This window comes from Lutibacter sp. (assembly GCF_013041805.1).
Taxonomy (GTDB): domain Bacteria; phylum Bacteroidota; class Bacteroidia; order Flavobacteriales; family Flavobacteriaceae; genus Lutibacter.
This window is the reverse complement of sequence record NZ_JABDRI010000009.1, coordinates 24347-35076: the sequence shown is the minus strand read 5'-3', so window position 1 is coordinate 35076 and position 10730 is coordinate 24347. Positions and strand designations below refer to the sequence as shown.

The 10730-nt window shown below is 30.1% G+C and carries 7 protein-coding genes; 3 read left to right on the top strand and 4 right to left on the bottom strand.

Translation table 11 applies throughout. The annotated features are described in order from the left end of the window. On the top strand, positions 1-1739 hold a 1739-nt coding region (locus tag HKP59_RS00800), incomplete at its 5' end, for an outer membrane beta-barrel family protein (protein WP_291802616.1). Positions 1740-1794: 55 nt separating this feature from the next. Here HKP59_RS00800 and HKP59_RS00795 read toward each other — a convergent pair. Next, positions 1795-1965, bottom strand: coding sequence for a hypothetical protein (locus HKP59_RS00795; protein ID WP_291802614.1), 171 nt, complete (start codon positions 1963-1965; stop codon positions 1795-1797). A gap of 187 nt (positions 1966-2152) precedes the next feature. On the opposite strand from HKP59_RS00795, the gene fumC reads away from it, so the two are divergent. Further along, the gene (gene fumC / locus HKP59_RS00790; protein ID WP_291802612.1) at positions 2153-3550 is read left to right on the top strand and encodes a class II fumarate hydratase; all 1398 of its coding nucleotides are present in this window, start codon (positions 2153-2155) and stop codon (positions 3548-3550) included. A 69-nt stretch (positions 3551-3619) separates the two neighbouring features. Here the strand turns inward: fumC and HKP59_RS00785 are convergent, their stop codons facing one another. Together HKP59_RS00785 and pta are read right to left on the bottom strand one after the other, a co-directional pair. Next, positions 3620-4804, bottom strand: a complete 1185-nt coding sequence (locus HKP59_RS00785; protein ID WP_291802611.1) for an acetate kinase — start codon at positions 4802-4804, stop codon at positions 3620-3622. Position 4805: 1 nt separating this feature from the next. Then, positions 4806-6902 (bottom strand): phosphate acetyltransferase, encoded by a 2097-nt coding sequence (gene pta / locus HKP59_RS00780; RefSeq protein WP_291802609.1) that lies wholly within the window; start codon positions 6900-6902, stop codon positions 4806-4808. 144 nt (positions 6903-7046) lie between these two features. On the opposite strand from pta, the gene hutI reads away from it, so the two are divergent. Continuing rightward, positions 7047-8282, top strand: coding sequence for an imidazolonepropionase (gene hutI / locus HKP59_RS00775; RefSeq protein ID WP_291802608.1), 1236 nt, complete (start codon positions 7047-7049; stop codon positions 8280-8282). Between the two features lie 8 nt (positions 8283-8290). Here hutI and HKP59_RS00770 read toward each other — a convergent pair whose 3' ends face one another. Next, complete coding sequence (locus HKP59_RS00770; protein ID WP_291802606.1) at positions 8291-10726, bottom strand: tyrosine-protein kinase family protein; 2436 nt, start codon at positions 10724-10726, stop codon at positions 8291-8293. Between the last annotated feature and the right edge of the window lie 4 nt (positions 10727-10730).

The following is a 10730-nucleotide window of genomic DNA, read 5'->3' as shown; positions in this document are numbered from 1 at the left end:
GATCCATAAACACTACGGCCGGAAATCCTGATAATTTTGGAGCTGCAATGAACTTTAATTATAGAACAAATAAGGTGAACTATTTTACAAGTACGGGGTATAATTATAGAAATGCTCCAGGAAACTCGAGTAACAATACTATTTATTTTGATGAAATTGGAGCTGTTTCAAGTTATAGGAATGAAAATCAAAAGTACGACCGAGAAAATAATAGTTTTAACTCCCGTTTTGGGGCTGAATATTTCTTGAATGACAAAGCCTCTTTAACTGGATCTATTTTATATAGAACATCAAAGGGTACTGATATTTCAACCAATTACATTGATATATTAGATTCAAATAATTTATCAACTAGAAATAATGAACGAATTGAAACGGAAAAAGAAGATGATGAAACAATCCAATATTCGCTAAATTTTACTCAGAACTTCAAAACAGAAGGTCATACGCTAATACTTGATTTTCAGTACGGAAAAAGTATTGAAAACGGTAATGCATATATTACCGATTCTGATACATTTCCAACTTTTCTTCAAAATAATCCTGAAAGAAATTCGACGGATGAAGAATCTAAAGATATTTTAATTAAAGGAGATTATGTACTACCTATTGGAGAAAATGCGCAATTTGAATTTGGCTTTAGAGTTGATCTAAACGATCTATTTTCTGATTATTTAGTAGAAGACTTTGATACGAATACGGACGGTTTTTTTAATAACACAAACTTTTCTAATACACTCGATTTTCAGCAAGATATTTACGCTCTTTATTCTCAATATGGAGAAAAAATTGATAAATTCTCCTATTTATTAGGGCTTAGAATGGAAACAACTGATAGAAAAATTAATTTAATTCAAACTAATGGAATATTCAATAGAAAATTTACAGAATTATTTCCAACCTTAAATCTAGGTTTTGAATTTAGTGATGAAGAAAGTTTAACCTTAGGATATAGCAGAAGATTGAGACGCCCAAGAAGCTGGTATTTAAATCCTTTTGAGAATAGAACAAGTGAAACTTTTGTACGAACAGGTAATGCAAATTTAGACCCAACTTTTACAAGTTCCTTTGAATTAGGGTATTTAAAAAGATGGGATAAAATAACTTTAAATTCTTCAATATATTATCAACATGCTATTAATAATATTGAAATGGTTCAAACTGAAGATCTTCGAGATATTGATGGAGTACCAACTATAGTAATACTAAGAAGTCCTATTAATTTAAGTTCTGAGGAAAGATATGGGTTTGAGCTTACAACAAACTATAATCCTGTTAAATGGTGGAAATTGACAAATAGCTTTAACTTATTTAAATTTGTGACAAAAGGAGATTTTGAAGGAATCAATTTTGATGCTGAAAATGTAAGCTGGTTTACTAGACTAGTATCAAGAATCTCTTTACCAGGTGAAATAGATTGGCAAACCACTGGTTTTTACAGAGGACGATCAGAAGGAGCTCAAAACATAAATAAAGGAATGCTAAGTGTAAATTTAGCCTTTAGCAAAGATATTTTAAAAGATAATGGAACTATTTCATTAAATGTAAGTGATTTATTTAATTCGCGTAAAAGACAATCTACAAGCTTTTCACCAACTACTGAGACTTATGGAGAATTTCAATGGAGACAAAGACAAGTACTATTGAATTTCACATATAGATTTAATCAGAAGAAAAAGCGTGAAAGATCTCAAGGAGATTTTGAAGGCAATGGAGATGGAGAAATGTTTAAAGCATAGCATAAAAAAAGGGATAGTAAATTTAACTATCCCTTTTTTTATATCTTAAAATAAATTATTCTTTTTTTGCAGCAAGTTTATCTTCTTTTCTATATTTCCAAGCCTCTTTAAAATATCCCACCAACCAGTAAGGAATAATAAATGTAATTAATAAAATCATTAACCAAAATCCCATTGTCAAAATGGTTAAAAATACTAAAAATCCAGAAAATTGTGATAAATCCATAATTAATACGTTCTTGCTTATATGTTTTTACAAAAATAATATTTATTTTTAATAAACAACACTTCTTTTAATTTTTTTTATACGTGACATTTCTCACTAAATTAATCAAAAAAATTATGCAATTTTGATACACTAAAAAATTTAGCTTGTAACTTTGTTAATCAGAAATTTAGATAAACATAATATTATGAAATATAGAATAGAAAAAGACACTATGGGAAATGTTCAAGTTCCTGCTGATAAGTATTGGGGAGCTCAAACTGAACGTTCAAGAAATAACTTTAAAATTGGACCTGCAGGTTCTATGCCATTAGAAGTAGTTTATGGCTTTGCTTATCTTAAAAAAGCTGCTGCCCATGCAAACTGCGAACTAGGTGTCTTACCTAAAGACAAAAGAGATTTAATTTCAACAGTATGTGATGAAATTTTAGAAGGAAAATTAGATGATCAATTTCCTTTAGTTGTTTGGCAAACTGGTTCAGGTACTCAAAGCAATATGAACTGTAATGAAGTAATTGCGAATCGTGCGCAAGAAATTTCAGGTAGAGTAATTGGTGAAGGTGAAAAAATTATTCAACCAAATGATGATGTTAACAAATCTCAATCAAGTAATGATACATACCCAACAGGAATGCATATTGCTTGCTATAAAATGATTATTGATACTACAATTCCAGGTATTGAAAGCCTTCGAGATACACTTCAAGCTAAATCAGAAGAATTTAAAGATGTTGTTAAAATTGGTCGTACACACTTAATGGATGCCACACCTTTAACTATTGGCCAAGAATTTTCAGGTTATGTTTCTCAATTAAATCATGGTTTAAAAGCGTTAAAAAACACCCTGCCTCATCTAGCAGAATTAGCATTGGGAGGAACAGCCGTAGGTACTGGATTAAATACTCCAAAAGGATATGATGTAGTAGTTGCAAAAAAGATTGCTGATTTTACAGGATTACCATTTATAACTGCAGAGAATAAATTTGAAGCACTTGCTTCACACGATGCAATTGTTGAAAGTCATGGCGCTTTAAAGCAACTTGCTGTCTCGTTGAATAAAATTGCAAATGACATTCGTATGATGGCATCAGGGCCGCGTTCTGGTATTGGTGAATTAATGTTGCCTGCAAATGAACCTGGTAGTTCAATTATGCCAGGAAAAGTAAATCCTACACAAGCTGAAGCATTAACAATGGTTTGTGCTCAAGTAATGGGTAATGATGTTACGATTACTGTAGGTGGAACTCAAGGACATTACGAATTAAACGTATTTAAACCTGTAATGGCTGTAAACTTCTTACAATCTGCTCGTTTATTAGGTGATGCTTGCTTAAGTTTTAATGATAATTGTGCTGTAGGTATTGAACCTAATCACGCTCGTATTAATGAATTAGTAAACAACTCTTTAATGTTAGTTACTGCTTTAAATACTAAAATAGGCTACTATAAAGCCGCAGAAATTGCAAATACAGCACATACAAACGGAACTACTTTAAAAGAAGAAGCGGTTCGCTTAGGTTATGTAACACCAGAAGAATATGATGAATGGGTAAAACCAGAGGATATGATTGGTTCGCTGAAATAAATTCAAAAATTCATAAAAATAAAAAAGCATTGAGAATTCTCAATGCTTTTTTTATAAGGTAAAATTGATTTAATTAATCAATTCAAAAGATTGCTTTGCAATCTCAACTTCTTCGTTGGTTGGAATAATTAAAATTTTAGTTTTCGCCGATTCTTTTTGAATTTCGGTTATTTTTTTAGCTCTAATATCATTTTTTGCTTCATCCAATTCAATTCCTAAATAATCCATATTGGTGCAGACTAATCTTCTGATGGTAATTGAGTTTTCACCAATTCCGGCTGTAAAAATAATTGCATCTAGCCCATTCATTATTGTAGCATAAGAACCAATATACTTTTTGATTCGATAAGCATTCATTTCTAAAGCTAGTTGACATTCTTTATTGCCTTTTTCAGCTTCAGCTTCAATATCTCTTAAATCACTAAAACCTGTTAGACCAAACATTCCACTTTCTTTTTGAAGCATCGTATTCACCTCATCTAAAGAATATCCTAAATTATTTACTAAATGAAAAATAATTGCGTGATCAATATCTCCACTTCTACTTCCCATAATTAATCCTGTCACAGGGCCAAATCCAAGGGTGTGATCAATACTTTTACCATTTTTAATTGCAGTCATACTACAACCGTTTCCTAAATGAATGGTAATAATTTTAGATTTATCCAGTCCTAAATAGTCAATAGCCTTTTCGGAAACATATTTATGACTTGTACCATGAAAACCATACAAGCGAATATTTTCTTCAGTTAAAAACTTATTAGGAATAGCATATTTATAAGCTTCAACAGGTATTGTTTGATGAAAAGCCGTATCAAAAACTGCAATTTGCTTTGCATTTGGAAACATAGCTTCCGCAACAACAATTCCCTCGTAATTTGCAGGATTATGTTGTGGAGCCAATGAAAAGAGTTCTTTAATTTTATTTTTAACTTCCTTATTAACTATAGTTGTTTTAGAAAAAGTGCTTCCTCCGTGCACAACCCTATGCCCAACTGCTTCAATTTCTGAAGTAGACTTGATAACTCCAACCTTCTCATCTAGCAAAAGAGTTACAACTTTTTCTAAACCAATTTTATGGTTTGGAATATCTAATACTTCATCAATAGTATTACTTGTAGATTTGTAATGAACTTCGGCATCATTTAAACCAATACGTTCTACCAATCCCGAACAAATAACTTCTTCTTGAGGCATTTTAAATAACTGATATTTAATGGAAGAACTACCTGAGTTTATTACTAAAATTTTCATTTTAAATACCTTGTGCTTGTATTGCTGTTAAAACAACTGTGTTAAAAATATCATCTACTGTACATCCTCTACTTAAATCGTTCACTGGTTTATTTAAACCTTGTAACATTGGACCAATTGCTAAAGCACCTGTTTCACGCTGAACGGCTTTATATGTATTATTTCCTGTATTTAAATCAGGAAAAATTAAAACGTTTGCTTGCCCAGCTACTTCAGAATCTGGCATTTTACTTTTTCCTACAGAAGCGTCAACCGCAGCATCATATTGAATAGGACCTTCCACTTTTAAATCTGGACGTAATTCTTTAACGATTTCAGTTGCTCTTCTCACAATATCAACATCAGCTCCCTTTCCAGAGGCTCCAGATGAATATGAAAGCATTGCAATTTTCGGATCCATTCCAAAGTTTTTACTTGAGTCTGCAGAAGAAATTGCAATTTCAGCCAATTGTTCTGCATTTGGGTTTGGATTAATAGCACAATCGCCAAAAACAGAAACACGATCATCTAAGCACATAAAAAATATAGAAGAAACAACAGAAACTCCTGGTTTCGTTTTTATAAATTGTAAAGCTGGTTTAATCGTGTGTTGGGTAGTATGAGCGGCTCCTGAAACCATTCCGTCAGCTAAACCTTTATAGACCATCATAGTTCCAAAATAAGAAACATCACCAATTAAGTCTTCAGCCATATCAATAGTTAATCCTTTATTTTTTCTTAATTCATACAATGTATTTTTAAAATCTTCGAAATATTCAGATTTAATAGGATTGATAATTTGTACTTTCTCAAGATCTAATTTTAAACCAAGTCTAATAATTTTATTTGCAATTTTAGCCTCATCTCCAAGAATTGTTAAATCAACAATATCCATTTCAACTAATCTACAAACAGCTGTTATAATTCTATCATCATTTCCTTCAGGCAAAACAATATGTTTACGAACAGTTTTAGCTCTTTTTAATAAATTATATTGGAACATTCTAGGAGTTATACCTCCATCATTTTGAAATGAAATTAATTTTTCATTTAATTTTTCCAATTCGACGTATTTATCAAATATATTTAAAGAAGTACCTATTTTTCTCTTATTACCAGCGTACATATGTGATCTAACACCTCCTATTTTATTTGCAATTTCAAATGTTCCTTCTTTTGCCGATAAAATTGGGACAATTTGAGATAACCCTTCAATTAATTTAATAATTGGTTCATCAGGTAAAATGCCACCCGTTAGAACAATTCCTGAAATTTTAGGATAGTTTGTAGAAATATTCGCTTGTAATGCTCCCAAAATAATATCTGCTCTATCTCCTGGTGTAATAATTAAACTATTTTCTTCTATATGAGTTAAATAATTTCTTAATTGCATAGCACCCACCTTAAAACTAGCAGATTGATTGTTAATATTATCTTTACCAAATAATATTTTTGCACCAATTGCTTTTCCAATTTCTTTAACTGTTGGATTATTTAATGATTGTATAATTGGAATTACATTCACTAAAACACTTTTTGGTAAATTTTTCTCAACTCTAGTTTTAACAAGTTCAATATTTTCTTCTTTAACTTTATTTGCTACAACTGCTAAAACTTCAACTTCTCTTTCTTTAAATGAATCATAAGCTATGTGTAAGCCATTAATAAACTCATCCAAGGTTTTACCTACTCCACTAGAAACAATAACTACTGGAATACCTAAATTTTTTGCTATCAAAATATTTGTATCCAATTCAATTGCAGTTCCTTCTCCAGAAAAATCAGAACCTTCAACCAACATAAAGTCGCACTTTTCTTCTAATGCTTTATACTTTTTAATTATAGTATCAAAAATTTCTCCTTCTTTACCTTCATTTCGTTTATTAATAAACTGCGTACGAGTAAATGCATAAGCCTCATCTGGATTTATGTTTAGCTCAAAATGAGAAATAATTGTATTAATATGATTGTCTTTTTTGCCTTTTGAAACATCATCAATAATAGGCCTAAAGTATCCAACTTTAGCTGTTTTCCCTAATAACATTCTCATAAGACCTAATGAAACAATAGACTTACCACTATTGGCTTCACTTGTTGCTATGTATATGGCTTTATTCATTACTTAAAATTTTTGCAAAGTTACTTCAATATTGCCATTTTTCCTTATAAATTCTATTAAATAATTGCTACTATTATCACGAAATCGATTTAGTTAATAGGTTCAAAAATTGCTGTATATTTGATTTAGAAAATTATTGGAACTATGAGTACATTATTTGTAAATATTAAGGAACTTGTTCAAGTTGAAGATAGACCAAAAAAAATGGTGTGTAGCACAGATATGAAACTACTACCTACAATTAAGAATGCCTATTTACTCATTGAAAATAATTTAATAAAAGATTTTGGCAAAATGGAAAATATGCCAAAATTTAATTCTGTAGAATGTATTGATGTTTCTGGGAAAATTATATTACCAACTTGGTGCGATAGCCATACTCATATAGTTTTTGCTGGCAATAGAGAACAAGAATTTATTGATAGAATTAATGGCCTTTCATATGAAGAAATTGCTATTAAAGGTGGTGGCATTTTAAATTCTGCAAAAAAATTACAAGCTACTTCTGAAAATGATTTATACGAGCAATCGGCTATTCGTATTCATGAAATTATGAAATTAGGAACAGGTGCTGTTGAAATAAAATCGGGCTATGGACTAACCAAACAATCCGAATTAAAAATGCTTAGAGTCATTCGAAAATTAAATAACGACTTTCCAATTACCATAAAAGCAACTTTTTTAGGTGCTCATGCTTTACCTTCTGAATTTAAAAATAACAAAAAGGAGTATTTAGATATTGTTATTCAAGAAATTCTTCCAATTGTCGCGAAAGAAAAGTTAGCTAATTTTATTGATATTTTTTGTGAAACTGGTTATTTTTCTGTTAAAGATACTGAACGCTTATTGGAAGCCTCGGCAACATATGGACTTATTCCAAAAATTCATGTCAATCAGTTTAATGCTATTGGTGGTGTTCAAGCAGGAGTCAAATTTAATGCTCTTTCTGTTGATCATTTAGAAGAAATGCGAAATGAAGATATTGAAACGCTAAAAAATTCAAACACAATGCCTGTTGCCTTACCTTCCTGCTCTTATTTTTTAAGTATTCCATACACTCCTGCTAGAAAAATGATTGATGCTGGTTTACCACTAGCGTTAGCATCTGACTACAACCCTGGATCAACCCCATCTGGAAACATGAATTTTGTAGTATCAACAGCTTGCATAAAAATGAAAATGACACCTGAAGAAGCAATTAACGCAGCGACTATTAACGGTGCGTATGCAATGGGTTTAGAGAAAACTCATGGCAGTATTTGTATTGGTAAAAAAGCTAATTTTATAATCACTAAACCAATTCCAAGTTACGGGTTTATTCCTTATTCTTTTGGCAATAACCAAATAGAAAGTGTCTATATTGAAGGAAATTTAGTCTAAGGAAATTACTATTTTTTAAATCTAAATAATTTTTTTAGAAAAGACATTTCTTCAACTTCATGATAACCATTTGCATATTTTCCATAACCATAACCGTAACCATAACCGTATTTTGATTTTACTTTAAAATCATTTAAAACTATACTAATATTAGAGATCTCTTGCTTGCGGTATTTATCATTAATCATTTTAAGCATTCCTTTCTCTGAATACCCTTGCCTTACAACATAAATAGTAGAATCAGCGTATTTTACCAGTTCCAAACTGTCTGAAACTAAGCCAATTGGAGGTGTATCTAAAATAATATAATCATATTGTTCTTTTAAATTTTTCATCAGTTCATCCGTTGCATCTCCAATTAATAATTCTGATGGATTAGGAGGTATAGGTCCGGATGTAATAACATCTAAATTTTCAATTTTAGTATGTTGAATTATTGCACTTTGTTTCTCTTCACCAATCAAATAATTTACAACACCTTTTTTATTTGTTATTTCAAAATCACCAAATATTTTTGGTTTACGTAAATCTAATCCAACTAAAATGGTTTTTTTACCTCCTAAAGCAAAAACGGTAGCTAAATTTATAGATATAAATGTTTTACCTTCTCCACTTACAGAAGAAGTGACAATTATAGTTTTTGACTTATCTTTTACATCTCTAGAAAATAAAAATTGAATATTTGAACGTAATCCTCTAAAAGATTCTGAAACCGATGATTTAGGTTTTAAATAAACAGCTAAGTTATTTTCTGCAATATTTTTACCAATTACTCCCAAAATCGGAATCGGAGAAATTCTTTCAATGTCCTCTGTAGTATACACTTTATTGTCTAAAATTTCTTTAGCAATTATCACAAATAAAGGTAAAATAATTCCAAGCAATAAAGCAATCATATAATTAAAAGACACTCGTGGTAAAATAGCTCCTTGCCCAGTGTCTTTTGCTAAATCTAAAACTGAGATATCTGATACACTCGCAGCAATAGCAATGTCTGCTTCATAACGTTTTTGCATTAGAAAAACAAAATTAGATTCTGTTAGTCTATATTTACGCTCAAAATTTAGTAATTGCTGTTCTTTGTTTGGTAGCTTTGTCAACTCATAATTATATGTGTTTAATCGTCTCTCACTATTTTTTAGATTCACTTTAATAGCATCTTTTAGTGAAGATAAATTTTCCAACAACACATTTCTCGCTGTTTCTATCTCATCATTTACCAATTTTAACGATGGATGATTTGATGTAACTTCATTTCTTAATTTTTCCTTTTTAATGGAAAGACTGGTAAGTTCACCAACCATTGAAGCAATAGAACCATCTTCAATATTTATAATTGCAGGTGCTGGTATTCTTGTGTAATCTGAATTTGATTTTATATAATTTTCTAAGTTATCTAAATATTCAATTCTATCAGTTAATTGCTCTTGCATTTTATCTAAACCTGTAGTTTCGGAAAAAATAACACCCCCCTCGGCTGATAAGTTATAAATTGAATTTTTTTCTTTAAAATCTTCTATATTATCCTCTATTAGTTTGAGGCTATCAGAAGTATTTTTAAACTGAGCGTCAATAAATCGTTTAGTACTATAAGCATAATTGGTCTTTTGCTCTAATTCATATTCAGATAATACTTCAACTGTCTTATTTAAAAAATCTACAATTCTATTTTTATTTGCACCTGTTAAAGATAATTCAACCAATGAAGTGCCTGCAAGTCCTTTAGCTCTAATATTCTGATATTGTTGTGTAGTTTGATTTATTGTTTTTAACTGTATAAAAAATGATTGACCTTCTAAAGATTTTAAACTATCGGTAATAGCAATTTGTGCTTTTAAAAAAGGTAAATTAATATATTCATTAATTAAATAAGTTCTACTAAAAGTTTCATTTTCAATCGATAGCTTTTTAGTACTACCATCTTTATAATTGATTAAATTATATTGTGAATCTAGGTTAAAATCAACGGATAATTTAAAACTTTCATCGTCAATAAAATTAATCTTAATAGGTGTATTTAACAATTGATATTGGTTTGGTTGAAGCTGAATTTCAAAATTTGTTTTACCGTAAACATCTTCACTTCTAAAACGCCCCTCTTTTAAATATTGAATATAAAATTTTAGCCTTCTAACTACCTTTTCATTGTGTGTTCTAGATATTAATGATTTTCTAATAGACTCTACTTTATCGCTTACTCCGCCCCAATTAAAAGCAATATTTGTACCCGATGAAAAAAGAGGGTTTTGTTTCTCTTTTACAGCTATGGTAGTTGATAAACCATAAATTTTTTGAGCGGAAATATTAAAATAATAAGCAATTCCTAACGCTATTATAACAGTAAATACAAACCATTTCCAATTTGCTAAAACTCGAAAAATATAATCTTTAATATCTGAAATATGTTCTGCTCTATTTTCAATAAAGTTGAATTTATTCTCCATACCT